The sequence below is a fragment of the Streptomyces sp. CB02923 genome (genome assembly GCF_001905005.1).
Lineage (GTDB): Bacteria > Actinomycetota > Actinomycetes > Streptomycetales > Streptomycetaceae > Streptomyces.
Genome location: NZ_LWKZ01000001.1, coordinates 444,419 through 460,980, shown reverse-complemented (window position 1 = coordinate 460,980; position 16,562 = coordinate 444,419). Strand labels below are relative to the sequence as shown.

14 protein-coding genes are annotated in these 16,562 nt (G+C 73.7%); 12 read left to right on the top strand and 2 right to left on the bottom strand.

All coding sequences use genetic code 11. The features are described from left to right. The first annotated feature begins 174 nt into the window (after positions 1-174). Together A6A06_RS01985 and A6A06_RS01980 are read left to right on the top strand one after the other, a co-directional pair. On the top strand, positions 175-429 hold the full coding sequence (locus A6A06_RS01985; RefSeq protein WP_073758143.1) for an acyl carrier protein: 255 nt from the start codon (positions 175-177) through the stop codon (positions 427-429). Further along, positions 426-1,727 (top strand): condensation domain-containing protein, encoded by a 1,302-nt coding sequence (locus tag A6A06_RS01980; protein ID WP_073758141.1) that lies wholly within the window; start codon positions 426-428, stop codon positions 1,725-1,727. The genes A6A06_RS01985 and A6A06_RS01980 overlap by 4 nt, the downstream gene beginning before the upstream one ends. A 45-nt stretch (positions 1,728-1,772) precedes the next feature. Here A6A06_RS01980 and A6A06_RS01975 read toward each other — a convergent pair whose 3' ends face one another. Continuing rightward, on the bottom strand, positions 1,773-2,585 hold the full coding sequence (locus A6A06_RS01975; RefSeq protein WP_073758139.1) for a phytanoyl-CoA dioxygenase family protein: 813 nt from the start codon (positions 2,583-2,585) through the stop codon (positions 1,773-1,775). Between the two features lie 998 nt (positions 2,586-3,583). Here A6A06_RS01975 and A6A06_RS01970 point away from each other — a divergent pair. From A6A06_RS01970 to A6A06_RS01925, 10 genes are all read left to right on the top strand, one after another. Beyond that, entirely contained in the window at positions 3,584-4,417 is an 834-nt protein-coding gene (locus tag A6A06_RS01970; RefSeq protein ID WP_073758137.1) for a sugar phosphate isomerase/epimerase family protein, read from the top strand. A gap of 25 nt (positions 4,418-4,442) precedes the next feature. Beyond that, the gene (locus A6A06_RS01965) at positions 4,443-4,826 is read left to right on the top strand and encodes an acyl carrier protein (protein WP_073758135.1); all 384 of its coding nucleotides are present in this window, start codon (positions 4,443-4,445) and stop codon (positions 4,824-4,826) included. Then, positions 4,823-8,335: a thioester reductase domain-containing protein gene (locus A6A06_RS01960; protein ID WP_073758133.1), complete on the top strand. Its 3,513-nt coding sequence runs from the start codon at positions 4,823-4,825 to the stop codon at positions 8,333-8,335. The genes A6A06_RS01965 and A6A06_RS01960 overlap by 4 nt, the downstream gene beginning before the upstream one ends. Positions 8,336-8,338: 3 nt before the next feature. Further along, complete coding sequence (locus A6A06_RS01955; protein ID WP_242440524.1) at positions 8,339-9,247, top strand: 3-hydroxyacyl-CoA dehydrogenase family protein; 909 nt, start codon at positions 8,339-8,341, stop codon at positions 9,245-9,247. Next, positions 9,244-9,543 (top strand): acyl carrier protein, encoded by a 300-nt coding sequence (locus tag A6A06_RS01950; protein ID WP_073758131.1) that lies wholly within the window; start codon positions 9,244-9,246, stop codon positions 9,541-9,543. The genes A6A06_RS01955 and A6A06_RS01950 overlap by 4 nt, the downstream gene beginning before the upstream one ends. Then, the gene (locus tag A6A06_RS01945) at positions 9,540-10,652 is read left to right on the top strand and encodes an acyl-CoA dehydrogenase family protein (protein ID WP_073758129.1); all 1,113 of its coding nucleotides are present in this window, start codon (positions 9,540-9,542) and stop codon (positions 10,650-10,652) included. The genes A6A06_RS01950 and A6A06_RS01945 overlap by 4 nt, the downstream gene beginning before the upstream one ends. Continuing rightward, positions 10,649-11,653 carry a 3-oxoacyl-[acyl-carrier-protein] synthase III C-terminal domain-containing protein gene (locus A6A06_RS01940; protein WP_073758127.1) on the top strand — a complete coding sequence of 335 codons (1,005 nt, stop codon included), beginning with the start codon at positions 10,649-10,651 and terminating at the stop codon, positions 11,651-11,653. Before A6A06_RS01945 ends, A6A06_RS01940 begins: the two co-directional genes overlap by 4 nt. Then, a complete protein-coding gene (locus A6A06_RS01935) occupies positions 11,650-12,810 on the top strand; it encodes an HAD-IIIC family phosphatase (protein ID WP_079193736.1) in 1,161 nt (386 codons plus the stop codon). Before A6A06_RS01940 ends, A6A06_RS01935 begins: the two co-directional genes overlap by 4 nt. After that, positions 12,807-14,078 carry an MFS transporter gene (locus A6A06_RS01930; RefSeq protein ID WP_073759663.1) on the top strand — a complete coding sequence of 424 codons (1,272 nt, stop codon included), beginning with the start codon at positions 12,807-12,809 and terminating at the stop codon, positions 14,076-14,078. Before A6A06_RS01935 ends, A6A06_RS01930 begins: the two co-directional genes overlap by 4 nt. A gap of 79 nt (positions 14,079-14,157) precedes the next feature. Continuing rightward, positions 14,158-15,720, top strand: coding sequence for an amino acid adenylation domain-containing protein (locus A6A06_RS01925; RefSeq protein ID WP_073759658.1), 1,563 nt, complete (start codon positions 14,158-14,160; stop codon positions 15,718-15,720). Between the two features lie 10 nt (positions 15,721-15,730). Here A6A06_RS01925 and A6A06_RS01920 read toward each other — a convergent pair whose 3' ends face one another. Then, a complete protein-coding gene (locus tag A6A06_RS01920) occupies positions 15,731-16,456 on the bottom strand; it encodes a 4'-phosphopantetheinyl transferase family protein (protein WP_073758125.1) in 726 nt (241 codons plus the stop codon). Positions 16,457-16,562 lie beyond the last annotated feature (106 nt).

Genomic DNA, 16,562 nt, shown 5'->3' with positions numbered 1-16,562 from the left:
TCGGGTCTCCATGTCTCTCTTGCCCAGCCCGCCCGGAAAGCATCAAGTTCCTTGACAGTCAACCCGGCAGAACAGTAGCGTGATTTACCGTCAGGTGCAGCGCGCGGAGCCGCCCGGTGGGAGAATGCGGCGAGAATGCCGACGGAAACCTGACATCAACTCTGGGGGAGATAAATGAAGGATAGCGAGACCTTTGACGCTGTCAAGGGATTCATCGAGGAGAACGTCCTCAAAGGCCAGGGCGCGGTCGAGTCCGACACCCCGCTGCTGGAATGGGGGATTCTCGACTCGCTCTCCGTCGCCAGGCTCGGCGCCTTTATCGAGAAGCGGTACGGCGTCGTCATGCCCGGCGACGCCCCGCTCGCCGAGAAGTTCCACAGCCTGGACAGCGTCGTGACGTTCGTCGGCGAGCTGCGGGTCGCCGGATGACCGTACGGCTGGCACTGTCCTCGGCCCAGACCGGCGTCTGGGTCGCCCAGCAACTCGACCCGGACGACCGGTCCTTCAACATCGCCGAGTACTGCGACATCGAAGGCCCCGTCGACCGCGCGCTCTTCGAGACCGCGCTGCGCGAGGTGGTGGCCGCGACCCCGGCCCTGCGCGCCCGCTTCGGCCTCGGCGAGGAAGGGCTCTGCCAGGACATCGACGACACGGTGGACGTACCGCTGCTGTACGAGGACGTCAGCGCCGAACCGGACCCGCGCGCCGCCGCCGAGCGCCGCATGCGCCTGGACCTGACCAGGGCGTACGACCTCGCCGCCGGACCGCTGTTCACCTGGGCGCTGTTCAAGGCGGGCCCCGCGCGGTACTTCTGGTACCGCGCCGCCCACCACGCCGTCGTGGACGGCTTCGGGCTGTCCCTCGTCGCCGCGCACGTCGCCGACGTCTACACGGCCCTGGCCACCGGACGCCCGCGCCGCCCCCGCCCGCCCGGCACCCTCGCCGAGGCCGTCGCAGCGGACAGCGCCTACCAGGAGTCGCCGGAGTTCGAGGCGGACCGCCGGTACTGGCTCGCACGGATGGCCGGCCACACCGAGGTCGCGAGCCTCGCGGACCGGCAGCCGCCGCCCACCCGCACCTTCGTGCGGCACGCGGGACACCTCGGCCCCGGCGACGTGGACGCCCTGCGCGCCGCGGCCCGGCGCCTGGAGGTGACCTGGCCCGAGGTCGTACTGGCCGCCGTCGCCGTGCAGCTGCACCGGGCGACGGGCGTCCGCGAAGTCGTCCTGGGCCTGCCGGTCACCGGACGCACCGGCCCGATGCTGCGCCGCGTACCGGCCATGCTGACGAACACCGTGCCGCTGCGGGTCACGGTGACGCCGGACCGCACGTTCGCCGAGGTCGTCGCCGACCTCTCGGTGCGGCTGGAGGAAGCCGTCACCCACCAGCGCTACCCGCAGGAGCGCCTGGTGCGGGAGCTGCCCGGACTGCCCGACGGCCGCAAGCAGTTCGGCCCCGACGTCAACATCATGTCCTTCGGCTTCGGCTCCGGTTACGCGGGCCACCCCGCCACCGTCCACAACCTGGCCGCGGGCCCCGTCGAGGACCTGACCGTCAACGTGTACGACCGGCTGGACGGCCAGGGGCTCCAGGTCTCCTTCGACGGCAACGACGGGCTCTACGACCGTACGGACCTGGCCGGGCACCTCGACGCCTTCCTCGGCCTGCTGCGCTCGGTGCCGGACCTGCTGGAGGGACGGGCCCTGGGCCCGGCCGCCGCGCGGTGAACCGGACGGAGGCCCGCACCGCGCAGGGTGCGGGCCTTCGCGCGCCTACGACGCGAGGGCGCCGTCGAGGCGTTCCACCGGAGTGGTGTCGCGGCCGACCAGGAACTCCGGACGGCTCGGCCGGACCGGCGCGTTGCGCACCGAGTTGTAGGTGACCAGCAGCACCGCGCGCCGGTCGGCCGAGAGGTTGTCGGTGGACGAGTGCACGATGCTCGGGTGGAAGGCGGTGACCGTGCCCGCCGGGCCGGTCATCCTCTCCGGTGGGAAATCGGCCGCGAGTTCGTGCACCCGCTCGTCGGGCACGGTGTGCGTCAGCCGGGCCGACACGTGCTCGTGCCAGTCGCGTCCGGTCACGGCCCGCGCCGTCTCCGGCGCCTCCACCAGGCCGAGGCGGTGCGAGCCGGTGAGCACCGTCAGCGGGCCGTTGTGCTCGTGCACCTCGTCCAGGTTGACGGCGATGTTCACCGCGTCCGCCGACGGCATGCCGTCCTCGTGCGCCCAGAAAGCGAAATCCTGGTGCCAGGGCCATTCCTGGCCTTCGCGTGGGCTTTTGATGTTCACCTTGAACTGGTACACGTACACCCGGTCGCCGACCAGTTCCTCGGCCAGATCCAGCAGCAGGGGATGCCGTACGAGCTGCGCGCACACGGCGTCGTAGCCGTGGCAGCCGTGCAGGGCCCGTACCGTGTCACTGCCCGCTTCGCGCACCACTTCCGGCCGGTCGGTGCGGCAAATCGCCGCGACGCTTTCCCGCACCTTTTCCAGGGCGTCCGAACCGAGCCGGCCGGGTACGGCCAGCCATCCGCTGCGTTCGTATTCCTCGCGTGCGTGGAGCGGCACAGCGGTTCCCCGTGACATGAATGACTTCTCCTCCGTGATGTACCGCTCCCGTGCCGGTCCGTGGACTTCGGGTCAGCGGCGTGAAATGCGGCGGACGGCCGCGAAGAGAGGAATGGCGGTGCCGGGCCGCGTAATGCGCCCGCACCGGTGAGACGGTGGGCCGGGCATGGCAGCCGGCCCCCTTTTCCAGCCCCCGTTCAGCACGACCAGTTAACTCCAGCTGTGATCTGCCGCGCAACCGTCCCCGGGCCCCCCGCCGCACAAACGGAACGCACGCTTCGGCGGGGGCGCGCGCGAAGGGTGGCGCGGCGTGTGCCCCGCGCAGGTCACCGGCCTCGTGCGCGGGCGCCGCCCGCGGACGCGCGCCGTCCGCGCCGTGCCTGCCGGGCGTGCGCCGCCGATGTGTCCAAGCCGCCGCCGCAGGCCCGTGGGACCCGTTCGGACCGCCCCCTCCCGCTTTCGGTTGCTTCGTCCAACTACCCCCTCTGAGCTGGGCCTACGTCGCCGGACGCGACGGCATCGGGTGACATTTCGCCATAGAGCGCGCACCGGGGCGCGTGCTAGCATCCCGGTGTTCGACAGGGCCGGAACAGGTCGTCAGGATCATTGGCCGACGGGGGCGCGAATGATGACAATCGACGAGAGAGCGGACGCGGTGGCGAGTACCGACGACCGCTCCGACGGCGCGATCCGGTGTGCCGCCGGCCGCCGCACCGCACCACCACGCCACCCGGCCGCCGCCTCGTAGCGGGCCCGGTCCGGCGTTTCCGCCGGATCACCGACAGTCGTCCATCTCCGCGAGCGGTCCGCGCCCTGCCGGAAACGGCCATGGCCCGGACGCGCACCGGTGCGTGGCGCGGCACCTGACGCCGTCGTCACACCGGCACAGTGCGTCCGCTCCGGCACGACCACCACCACGGACAACGGAATTTCGCGCCGGGTCCTTTCCACGGGAGAAGACCGAAGCTCTCCCGGCCCGCGGCCGGGACGCGCACCGACTAGGAGCGGAACAATCCATGACCAGTCAAGTAAGCCTCGGGCTGCTGGTGGACCAGGCGTTCTACGGTTCCCCGTATCAGGGCAAGGACGCGTGGCGGGCCGCTGCGGAACTGGGCGCCGAATGGATCTGCATCGTCGAAGAGGCGATGGAACTGGAACAGGAACGGCTGCTGCAATTCCGCAACGACGCGGACGCGGTGGGCCTTCCCATCAGCCTGACGGCCTGTCACGCCTTCGGCCTCAGTGATTTCCGCGACGTCGTACGGGAGTTCCACCTCAAGCGCGCCGAAGCGCACATCGACCTCACCCGGGAACTCGGCGGCGAGGTCATGAAAATGCTCCTCGGCGACTGGTTCTGGCGCGCCATGTGGCCCGAGGAGGCGCAGCGGCAACTGCTGGCCGCGTCGGTCCGCCGCCTCGCCGACTACGCCGAGGCGCGCGGCATCGCGCTCAGCGTCAAGCCCGAGCCGATGCAGACCTCCCTCGTCACCGACGTCGACGACCTCGTACGGCTGCTGGACGACGTCGGCTCCCCGGCCCTCCAGGCGAACGTCGACGTCTCCCACCTGGTCGTCGCCGGGGTGGCCGCCTCCGAGGTGGGCCGGCTGTCCGGCCGGGTCAACAGCGTGGACTACTCCGACTCCAACGGCACGTACCACGAGCACCTGGTGCCGGGTGAGGGCGTCGCGGACATGGCCGCCTTCACCGAACAGCTGCTCGCCGTCGACGCCGGCTGGGTCGGCGTCGAGGTCGGCCCGTTCTCCGACCCGGAGAACGCCTACGACAAGGTCGGCCGGGCGATGGCCCGGTCCCGCGACTTCTTCGACACCGCGGCGGCGCGGCGTGTCTGAAACCGAAACCCTCCCGGAGGCCCCCGTGGCGAACCCCGCAGACCCCGAAGACACCGCGTCCATACCCGCGGACCCGCTCGCGCTCGTCCGCCAGGCGTGGCAGGACGTCCTGGCCACCGACGAGGTGCCCCTGGACACCGGCTTCTTCGAAGCGGGCGGCAACTCGATGCTGCTGGTCATGCTCAGCGACGAGCTGTCCGACCGGACGGGCCGCGAGCTGGAGGTCGCCGAGCTGTTCCGGCACGACACGGTGCGCGCCCAGGCCCGCCTGCTGGACCCCTCGTACGAGACCGAGGCCCCGGCCCCCGCGGCCGCCCAGGCAGGCCGCGGCCGCCTGCTCGGCAGCGCCCGGCGCGGCCGTACGGACGCCGCCGGACCGCAGCAGCCGGAAGGGTCCGCCGCGCGATGAACAGCGAGACCGCCGTAGCGGTGGTGGGCGTCGGCTGCCGGTTCCCGGAAGCCGCGACCCCGGAGGAGTTCTGGAGCAACCTCGACAAGGGCGTGGTCTCGCTCCGGGACATCCCCGACGAGGACCTCCGCCGCTGCGGTGTGTCCGCGCGGACGGCCGCCGCGCCGGGCTTCGTGACCCGGTCCGGCTGGATCGGGGACCCGGAGCTGTTCGCTGCCGAGTTCTTCGGCTACACGCCCGTCGAGGCCGAGCTGATCGACCCGCAGCAGCGCCTCTTCCTGGAAGCGTGCCGGGAGGGCCTGGAGCGGGCCGGCCACCTGCCGGACGGCGACCACGGCCCGCAGATCGGCGTCTTCGCCGGGGCGAGCAACAGCACGTACAACACACTCCTCCAGTACGCCCGCGCCCGCACGGAGGGCCCCGCCGCCTTCGACGACCTGGCCACCCAGCTCGGCGGCGGCATCGACTTCATGGCCCCCCGCGTCTCCTACAAGCTGGGCCTGCGCGGGCCGTCCCTGGCCGTGCAGACCGCCTGCTCCTCCTCGCTGACCGCCGTGCACTACGCGGTCCTCAGCCTGCTGTCGGAGGAGTGCGACATCGCCCTGGCGGGCGGCAGCGGACTGTCGTACCCGTCCGTCGGCTATCAGTACCAGCCCGGCGGCGTGCTCTCCGAGGACGGCTACTGCCGCGCCTTCGACATCCGCTCCACCGGCACCGGCGCGGGCTCCGGCATCGGCGTCGTCGTGCTGCGCCGCCTCGCCGACGCGCTCGCCGACGGCGACCCGGTCCTCGCGGTGATCGGCGGCAGCGCCGTCGGCAACGACGGCGCCCGCCGGCCCGGCTTCACCGCGCCCAGCCCGGACGGCCTGGCCTCGGTCGTCTCCGCCGCGCTCACGGTCGCCGGGACCGACCCGGCGGACCTGCGGTACGTGGAGGCACACGGCTCCGGCACACCGCTGGGCGACCAGGTCGAACTGCGCGGCCTCATCGACGGCCTGCGTGCGGCGGGCGGGCGCGCGTCCGACCGCAACCACTGCGCGCTCGGCACGGTCAAGGCGAACATCGGGCACGCCGGATCGGCCGCCGGCATCGCCGGCCTGATCAAGGCGGTCCACATCGCCCGCACCGGCCACCTGGTGCCGCACCCGATGTTCGAGCACGCCCGGGACCCCGGCGTCCTCGCCGACAGCCCCTTCCGCGTCCCCACCGAGCTGGAGCGGTGCACCGACACCGGCCGCCGGGTGCTGGTGAACTCGATGGGCCTGGGCGGCGCCAACGCCTCCGTCGTCCTCGCCCCGCCGCCGGAGCCGGTACGCCCCTCCGCGCCCGCCCGGCCCGTCGTACGGCTCCAGCTCTCCGCCCGGACCCGCACCGAACTCGACGCGCTCTCCCGCGGCCTGGCCGACGAGCTCGACCAGGACCGCGCCACGGCCGGGGACATCGCCCACACCCTGCGCGTCGGACGGCAGGACTTCGCCGAGCGCCGGGTGGTCACCGCGGCCCCCGACCGGCTGGCCGCCGCCCTGCGCCTGCCCCGCCCGCCCGCCGCCCGCACGGTCCGCGCCGGTACGCGCCGCCCCGTCCTGGCCGTCACGGCGGCCGGCGAGCAGGCCGAGCGGATACGCACCGTGCTGCTGGCGGCCCTCGGACGCCGTACCGAGCAGCACGGCACCGTGCCCGACGCGCTGCCCGCCGACGCCTACCTGCTGATCGTCGGCGACGGCGAGAGCGGCCCGGACCGGCACGTCCTGCCGGTCGCCCCGGACGAGGACCGCACCGCCCTGGACGAGCGGATCGCCGCGGCGCTCGCGGACGCCTGGCTGCACGGCGTCCCGGTGGACACCCGCGCGCTCGACGACGGCACCGGCCGGCGCGTCACGCTGCCCACGTACCCGTTCACCCGGCGCCGCTGCTCGGCGCTGGACGACTCGGTGTTCACGGTGCCGGGCGCCGCCGCCCAGGAGCCCGCACCGCGCGCCGTGGCGAGCACCCCCGCCGACGGCCCCACCGGCCTCGAAGGCGAGCTGGCCGCCCTCTGGGAGGAACTGTTCGGCATCGACGGCATCGGCCTGCACGACGAGTTCGGCGCCCTCGGCGGCACGTCCCTCCTCGGCCTGCGGATGACGCTCGAAGTGCAGGAGCGGTACGGCACGCTGCTCAACCTCCACCGCACCGGCGGCAGCCGGGCCACCGTCGCCCGCGTCGCCGAGGCGATCCGCGGCGCGACCGGCCGTACGGAGGCGTCCGGCCGTACGGAGGCGCTCGTCCGTACGGAGGCAGCGGCCACCGGCCCCGCGGCCGGGCAGGCCGCCGCCACGCACCCCTCCGACGCCGCCCTCATCGACGCCGACCTGGCCCTCGAACTCCCGCCCCTGACCCCGCGCGACACCCCGCCCGGCACGGACGTGCTGCTCACCGGCGCCACCGGCTTCGTCGGCGCCTTCCTGCTGCACGAACTCCTCCAGGACCCCGGCTACCGCGACAGCCGCGTCTACTGCCTGGTCCGCGCCGACGACGAGGACCACGGCCGCCGTCGCCTGCGCGAGGCCGCCGTACGCTTCCGGCTCCCCGAGCCCGACCCGGCGCGCGTCCACGTCGTCCCCGGCGACCTGCGGGACATCGCCGAGGTGTGCGAGACCTTCCGCGACGGCGAACTGGCCCGCCGCACCGGCCACGTCGTGCACTGCGGCGCCCACGTGGTCTTCACCGAGCCGTACGAGGTCCTGCGCCCGGCCAACACCCTGGCCACGTACCACCTCCTCGGCTGGATGCGCCGCCACGGCATCACCGACATCAGCTACATCTCCACCCTCGCCGCCTGCGGCCAGGCCCTCGGCTCCGAAGGCCGGATGCTGGAGCGCCGGGAACAGCCCCTGGACCCCGAGGCCGGCGGCTACGGCATCTCCAAGTGGGTCAGCGAACGCCTCCTGGACAAGGCCGAACGGGACGGCATGCGGGTACGGGTCTTCCGCCCCGGCCTGATCGGCGGCGACACCACCACCGGCGCCTGCAACGACCTGGACATGCTCTGGCGGCTGGTGGCCGCGTGCCTGGCCGTCGGCGCCCACCCGGCGGACGACATGCCGCTGCCGGTCGCGCCCATCGACCTGGTGGCCCGCGCCGTCGTCCAGCTCGGCCGGGAACCCGGCTCGGCGGGCCGCGCCTACCACCTGGTCGGCGAGGAGGCCACCACCTTCTCCGCGCTCTTCGCGGAACTGGGTGCGCTGGGCGCACCGACCCGCGCCGTACCGGTCGCCGAGTGGGCACGCCTCGCGGGCCGCCGGGCGCTGGAGACCGGCGACCCGGTGCTGTCGACCATGGCCCTGTACGAGACCCACGACCTGGACACGCCGCGCGTGGACGTGGAAGGCCGGCTGTGGGGGGAGTGGCTGCGCGAGCGCGGCCTGGACCCCCGCCTGGACGGCGGACGGGCCCTGCTGGCCCTGCGCCACCTCGCCGGACACCCCGCCTTCGCGCCCTTGTTGACCGATGTGACGGAAGGCGCCTGACCAGTGACCACCGACGGGACCACCGATGTGACGACAGACGGGACGACGATGGACGACGGATGGGGCGACGGCCGGCTGGCCGTCGTCGGCGCCGGGGTCATGGGCACCGCGCTGGCCACGCTCGCCGTGGGCCGCGGCCTTCCGGTGCTGCTGACCGACGTGTCCGAGGCGCAGCTGGAGCGCGCCCGCGGCGCGGTGCGCCAGCAGCTGCGGCACGCCCGGCTGCTGGGCAAGCTGCCCAAGGGCCCGGACGGCGAGCTGACCCTGAGCACCTCGTACGAGCAGCTCGGCACCGCGGCGGCCGTCATCGAGGCGGTCACCGAGACCACCGACGCCAAGGCCGAGGCGCTCGGCGCCATCTCCGCCGCGGTCCGCCCCGGCACGCTGATCGCCTCCAACACCTCGGCCGTACCGGTCGACGAGCTGGCGGGCTACACCCAGCACCCGCACGACGTCGTCGGCACCCACTTCATGAACCCGCCCTACCTGATCAGGGCGGTCGAGGTGATCCGCGGCCCGCGCACCGGCGACGCGGCGATGGCGGCGCTGGACCGGCTGCTGGGCGCCCTGGACCGGGAGGCGATCGTCGTCGGCGACGGCCCCGGCTTCGTCTCCAACCGCATCCTGATGCGGGTGATCAACGACGCGGCCCGGCTGGTCGCCGAGGGACGCGCCTCCGCCGAGTCCGTGGACCGCGTCTTCACCGGCTGCTTCGGGCACCGTACGGGGCCGCTGGCCACCGCGGACCTGATCGGCCTGGACAACATCGTCGACACCCTCAAGGTGCTGCACGACCGCACCGGCGACGAGGGATACGTCGCCTGCGGCCTGCTCCTGGACAAGGTGCGGGCCGGCGACTTCGGCCACAAGACCGGTAACGGCTTCTACTCCTACGGAGGAACGCGCGCATGACCACCGTCGACAACCAGGCCGACGCGGCGACCGGACCCGGCGCCGGGGACGACGTACAGCAGCGCCTGGTGGCGTTCCTGGGTTCCCGCACCGGCGGCGACTGGGCCGTGGACCAGGACCTGTTCGCCTCCGGGGCGTTCTCCTCACTGTTCTCCCTGGAACTGCTCCAGCACGTCGAGCAGGAGTTCCAGATCACCGTCGAGGGCGACGACCTCACCCTGGACAACTTCCGTACCGTGCCCGCCATCACCGCGCTGGTCCGGCGGCTGCGCGGCGAAGGAGCGGCAGGGCGGTGACGGCGCAGGCGACCTCGGACGCCGCCACCGCGCTCGGTGAACTCGTCGGCGACCGCGCCGAGGAGTGGGACCTGGCCGGGCGGATTCCCGCGGAGACGGTACGGGAGGCGTCCCGGCGCGGACTGCTGTGCGCGCAGGTCGCCACGGAACACGGCGGCCTGGGCCTGGACAGCCGGGCCAACGGCGAACTGACCGCACACGCCGGGTCCCTGTGCGGCTCCCTGCGGTCGCTGATGACCTCGCAGGGCATGGCCGCCTGGACCGTGCAGCGCTTCGGCACCGCGGCACAGCGCGATACGTTCCTGCCCCGGCTCACCGGGGGAGAGACGGCCGGTGTCGCGTTCTCCGAGAGCGGCGCGGGCAGCGACCTGTCCGCGATGCGCACGGAGATCCGCCGCGGCGGCGACACCGTGCACGTCAGCGGCGCGAAGGTCTGGGTGACCGGCGCCGCCTACGCGGGCCTGCTCGTGGTCTTCGGGACGTACGGTTCCGGCGCGGCCGTGGTGGTCGTACCCGCCGACGCCCCGGGCGTCCGGATCGAGCGGGTGCCGGACCCGATGGGCTGCCGGGCCGCCGGCCACGCCGACGTGCACCTCGACGACGTCCGCGTACCGGCCGGGCACCTGCTGTCCGGCGCCGGCCTGCCGGTCGCCCTGCTCGCCACCGCCGCGCTGACCTACGGCCGGCTCTCGGTCGCCTGGGGCTGCGCCGGAATCCTGCGCGCCTGCCTGGACAGCACGGCGGCGCACACGCGGACCCGGGAGCAGTTCGGCAAGCCGCTCGCCGACCACCAGCTGGTCGCCCGGCACCTGGCCGAACTGGCCGTCTCCGAGCAGATCGCCCTGCGGTGCTGCGAGCACGCCAGCGCCTGCTGGGACGGCAACCGGCCGGAGCTGGGCACCCAGGCCGTCGTCGCCAAGTACGTCGCCTCCAGGGAAGCCACCAAGGGCGCCGCCACGGCCGTCCAGGTGCTGGCCTCCCACGGGGCACGCGACGGCCACCCGGTGGCGCGGGCCTACCGCGACGCCAAACTCATGGAGATCATCGAGGGCAGCACTGAGATCAGCCAGCTGCTCCTCGCGGACCACGTACGGACGGGCCGGGGATGACGACGACGGACACGGGCGGCAGCACGGACACGGCCGTCGGGGTGGGGGCCGTGCACTGCCTCCTTCCCGACGAGCTGACACCCGTCGAGAAGCTGGACGAATTCGGCCAACTGCCGCGCGAGGAAGCCGAGTTCGCCCGCGACTGCGGTATCCGCACGGTCGGCCGGTTCGACGACGGGGCGACGGCCGCCGGACTCGCCGCCCGAGCCGTACGCGAACTGCGCGAGAAGGACCCGGCGGCCCCGGACCCCGACGTCCTGGTGGTGGTCGGCGCCCGCGCCCCCGAAGTGCTGCTCGGCTCCGGCTCCGGCCACGTCGCGCACGAGGCCGGGCTCACCCCGTCGTTCTCCTTCGTCCTGGACGGCCTGGGCTGTACGGGCTCCAGCTCGGCCTGGGCCCTGGCCAGGGACCTGCTCGTCGCCGACCCGTCCCGGCAGTCCGTCATGATCGCGCACGCCAGCCGCCCGGTCGCGCTGGACCGGGTACGCCACCCGGTCACCGTCGTCGGCGACGGCGCCTTCGCCATGACCCTGGTGCGCGGCGGCCGCCCGGTGCTGCGCGCCCACCGCCAGCACACCGACGGCAGGTTCCACGACCTCCTCCAGGTCGACTACAAAAGCGCCCCCTGGTACGAGTGGCACGAGGAGGTCAGCTCCGCCGACCGCTACCGCTTCGAACTGGCCCTGCACAGCCAGCAGCATCTCAAGCGCATGGTCGGTCAGGTGCTGGATGACGCGGGCGTAAGACGGCAGCAGGTCGCCGCCACCCTCATGCAGAACGTCACCGCGCCGGCCTTCCAGTTCTACGAGACCCTGCTCGGCCTGCCCGTCCACCCCGTGTGCGCCGAGCACCTCCAGGCGTACGGGCACACCGGCGCCATGGACGTGGTGCTCAACCTGGACCGGCTGCTGGCCCGCGGCGAACTGGCGCCCGGCGACCTCGTCCTCGTCCTGAACAACAGCCCCGTCGCGGCCTGGGCCGTGACCCTCTGGGAGGTATGACCGGCATGGCGGGCACCGAGACGGCGGAGACCGGGACTTCCACGGACGCGGCGCAGGCAGCCGTACGTCCCGCGGTGAAGTGCCTGGTCTGGGACCTGGACAACACCCTGTGGCAGGGCACCCTGCTGGAGAACGACGAACTGGCCCTGCGCCCCGGCGTCCTGGAGACGCTGAAGGCCCTCGACGAGCGCGGCATCCTCCAGTCGGTGGCCAGCCGCAACGAGTACGACGACGCCTGGCCCCGGCTGGAGAGCCTCGGCGTCGCCGGGTACTTCGTCCTGCCGCACATCGGCTGGGGCCGCAAGTCCGACGCCGTACGCGCCGTCGCCGAGCAGCTGAACTTCGCGCAGGACACCCTCGCGTTCATCGACGATCAGCACACCGAGCGCGCCGAGGTCGCCTACCACCTGCCGGACGTACGCTGCTACGACGCCCCGGAGGCGGCCGGCCTGCCGGACCTGCCCGACTTCGCGCCCACCGTCACCACCGACGCCCGCCGCCGCCGGGCCATGTACCAGGAGAAGTTCCGGCGGGAGGCCGCCCAGAGCGACTTCAACGGCCCGGACGAGGACTTCCTGCGCACCCTGGACATGCGGATGCGCATCGCCCGCGCCCACGAGGACGACCTCGCGCGCGTCGAGGAACTGACCCTGCGCACCAGCCAGATGAACGCCACCGGCGTGCACTACTCGGACGCCGACCTGCGCGCCCTGCTCACCGACCCGGACCACGAGGTGCTGATCACGACCGTCGAGGACCGCTTCGGCTCACACGGCGCGGTCGGCGTGGCCCTGCTGGAGCGGCAGCCGGGCCGCTGGCGCCTGAAGCTGCTCGCCACCTCCTGCCGGGTGGTCAACTTCGGCATCGGTACGCAGGTGCTGCGCTGGATCGCCGACCAGGCCACCCGGGCCGGGGTGCACCTGGAGGCCGACTTCCGGCGCACCGAACGCAACCGGATCATGGAGGTCGCGTACCGGTTCGCGGGCTTCGGCTCCAAGCCCTGCGCCTGCCAGGACGGCAGTGAGCCCGCCGCCGGAGCCCCGGCGGACGTCCAGCGCCTGCACCTGGTCCCGCAGCGGCAGGCCGCCCCCACGACCCTGACCGCGTCCGGACCCGCCCTGTGGTCCGGCGACGGCGCCGACCGACCGTGGGCATGACCGGCGGGGCCGCGGCGCGCCCCGGCCGGGGCGCCTTCGGGCGGCTGTGGGCGTCCACCGCCGTCTCCGCGCTGGGCGACGGCGTACGGCTGACCGCCCTGCCGCTGCTCGCCCTCTCGCTCACCACCGACCCGCTGCTGATCTCCCTGGTGACGGTCGCCAACTGGCTGCCGCTGCTCCTGTCGCCGCTGGCCGGCGTCTGGGCGGACCTGGCCGACCGGCGCGCGCTGCTCATCGGCGTCGACCTGCTGCGCGCCGCCGCCGTCCTGGTCCTCACGCTGACGGTGGCCACCGGCGTGGTGAGCCTGCCGGTGGTCTGCGCGGTGGCGGCGGTGCTCGGGCTGGGCGAGACGGTGCACATCGTCGCGTCCCAGTCGTACCTGCCGATGGTGGTGGACACCTCCCGGCTCGCCGCCGCCAACGGGCGCCTCCACGTGGCCCAGCTGATCTTCCGCGACTCCGCCGGGCAGCCGCTCGGCAGCCTCGCCTTCGTCGCCGGTGCGGGCCTGCCGTTCCTGATCGACGGGGTGTCGTTCCTGCTCGGCGTGGCCCTGCTGGTCACCCTCCCGCGCTTTCCCGCCCCGTCCGCCGGACCCGTGGCGCCGGGCGCCGCGCCGCGCTGGCGCACCATGATCCTGGACGGCGTACGCCTGCTCCGTACCGACCGGCTGCTGGCCACCCTCGCGGGCATGCTCGGCGCGCTGAACTTCTTCATGGGCGTCACCGGAACGCTCGAAGTCCTCTACGTCGTGCGCTGGCTGGGCCTGTCGGAAGCCGCCTTCGGCGTGTTCCTGGCCGTCGGCGCGCTCGGCGGCATCGTCGGCGGACTGCTCAACGCGCGGCTGGCCGCCCGCTTCGGGACGTTCCCCGCCGCGCTCGGCGGGATGGTCCTGATGGGCGCCGCGATGCTGCTGACCGGCCTGGTGCGGCACGCGGCCGTCGCGGCCACGGGCTTCGCCGTCATGGCGCTCGGCGCCGCCGTGTACCAGGCGCTGACCGTCTCCTTCCGCCAGGCCACCACCCCGCCCGATCAGCTGGGCCGACTCAACGGCGTCTACCGGCTGATCGGCACCGGCACCATCCCGCTGGGCGCGCTGGCGGGCGGCGCGCTCGCCAAGCTGGTCGAGGTCAACGTCCCGTACCTGGCCGCCGGAGCCGCTGTGCTGCTGCTGTTCGCGCTGGTCGCCCGCCCGGTGGTGCGGATGGGCGCGGCGCAGCAGCAGCGTGCCGCGGCCCCGGACGACGCCCCGGCGGAAGCCGCCCCGTGAGCCGCCCGCCCGCCGCGAGCGGCACCCCGCACCGACCCTCTCTCCTCCTCCCGCCGAGCCCGTCCCCGTGGAGCCCGTCTTGAAAGACCGCACCCTCTACCAGTGGTTCGCCGATTCCGCCCGCCGGTGGCCAAACGCCCCGGCCCTCGAACTGGGCGAACAGACCCTGACCTACGGCGAACTGCACCGCAGGACGCTGGCCCTGGCGGCCCGCGTCCTCGAAGAGCAGCCCGCCGGTGACGGCCCCGCGCGCCCGCCCGCCCGGATCGCGCTGGTCGCCTCCCGGACGGTCGCCGCGTACGTGGCGTACCTCGCCGTACAGCGCCTCGGCTCCTCCGCCGTCCCCCTCAACGCCGACCACCCGCTGCCCCGCAACCTCGACATCGCGCGCCGCGCCGGGGTCGGTGCCGTCCTCGTCGGCGAGGAGCACCGCGACACGTTCACCGGGCTGCCCGGGGACTTCCGGCCGGTGGTGACCGTCGTACCGGCGGACGGGGACGGCTTCCCGGAGCCCTCCGCCGACGCCCTGCCCGCGCACCCCGGCGACCCGGAGGGCGAGGCGTACCTGCTCTTCACGTCCGGCTCGACCGGCCGCCCCAAGGGGGTGCCGATCCGGCACCGCAACGTCTCCCCGTACGTGGCGTACAACATCGCCCGCTACGAGGCGGGCCCCGGCTGCCGGATGTCGCAGACCTTCGGCCTGACCTTCGACCCGTCCGTGTACGACCTGTTCGTCGCGTGGGGGGCCGGCGCCACCGTCGTCGTACCGGACAAGGACGAGCTGTACCGGCCCGTGGACTACGTGGTGCGCCGCCGCCTCACCCACTGGTTCTCCGTACCGTCGCTGGTCACCACCGCCGAGCGCTACGGCAACCTGCCGCTCGGGCAGGTCACCACCCTGCGCCACAGCTGCTTCAGCGCGGAGCCGGTCACCGCGCAGCTGACCGCGCGCTGGCACGAGGTCGCGCCCGGCAGCCGTATCCACAACCTGTACGGGCCGACCGAACTGACCATCACCTGCACTGACCACGAGATCGCCGACGGCGGGGCCGCCCCGGGCAGCGCCAACGGCACGGTGCCCATCGGGCAGCCCTACCCGCACATGGAAGCGGTCCTCCTCGACGAGGAGGGGCAGCCCTGCGACGACGGGGAACTGTGCGTGCGCGGCGCCCAGCGCTTCGACGGCTACCTGGACCCGGCCGACAACGCCGGACGGTTCGTCCGGTACGAGCCCGGCGCGCCCGCCGTCCCGTACGACGGCACCGGACCGCTCACCCGCGGCCACTGGTACCGCACCGGTGACCGGGTCCGCCGGGAGGACGGCCGGCTGGTGCACCGCGGCCGGCTGGACAACCAGGTCAAGATCATGGGGCACCGGGTGGAGCTGGGCGAGGTGGAGGCCGCGATGCGGCGCCACCCCGAGGTGAGCGAGGCGGCCGTGGTCGTCGTCAAGGTCAAGGACGAGGTGCGCCTGCTGGCCGCCTACCTGGGCAAGGAGATGCGCGCGCACGAGTTCAGCCACTGGCTGCGCCAGCACGTCCCGCTGCACATGGTGCCGCGCCGCATCCGGCGGCTGGAGGAACTGCCGCACAACGACAACGGCAAGCTGAACCGTCAGCGGCTCGCCGAGCTGCTGGCGTGAGGGGCGGCGGTCAGGTGCTCCGGCCCTCCAGGTCGGCACGGTGCTCCGGATCGGTGTGCGGGACCGCCGCGCCGATGCGGGGACGCACCGTGCTCACCACGGCCGCGACGGCGTCCCGGCGCGCGTCCGTGCGGTCGAGCACGTACAGGTCGCCGTGGCGGGCCGGGCCGTCGCTCCTGTCGGGCAGGCCCGCGAGGTCCAGGGCGGCCAGCCCGCCCAGTGTGGTCCTGCCCAGCTTGACGAAGCACTCCTTGCGGACCCACTGGCGCAGGAAGTACGCGTCCGGGTCGGCGTGTTCGCGCATCGCCGACCGCTCGGCCGCGCTCAGTACCCGGCCCGCCGCGCCCCGCACGCTGTCCGGCAGCGTCCGCCGCTCCACGTCCACGCCGACCGGCCCGTGGCCCGCCACGGCGGCCACCACGCCCGTCGTGTGCGACAGGCTCACGTACACCTGCGGCAGCCCGGCGAGGCCCGGCCTGCCGTGCTCGTCGGAGCCGCAGCCGGGGCAGCGCTGCTCCAGTACGAGGGAGTCCGCCGGCCGGTCCAGCAGCCGGGCGGCACAGAGCCGCACCAGTACGTGCGCGGCGATGAAGTCGGCCCGCGGAGCCGGGGCCAGGAACGCGTCCGCGCGCCGCCGCTCCACGCCGGTGAGCAGCCGCTCGTACGCCGGAACACGGCCGAGCACCTCGTCCGTACCCGCCACCACCGCCAGCGGCGGTCCGCCCGTCCCCGTCATGGAGATCACCTTTCCAGTGCGGCCACGCCCCGGGCAAGCCGCCCCCATCAGCGCTTTCGCACCTTTTGAACGGCCCGCTCCAGGCGTCGGCCGACGAGTGGAGGAC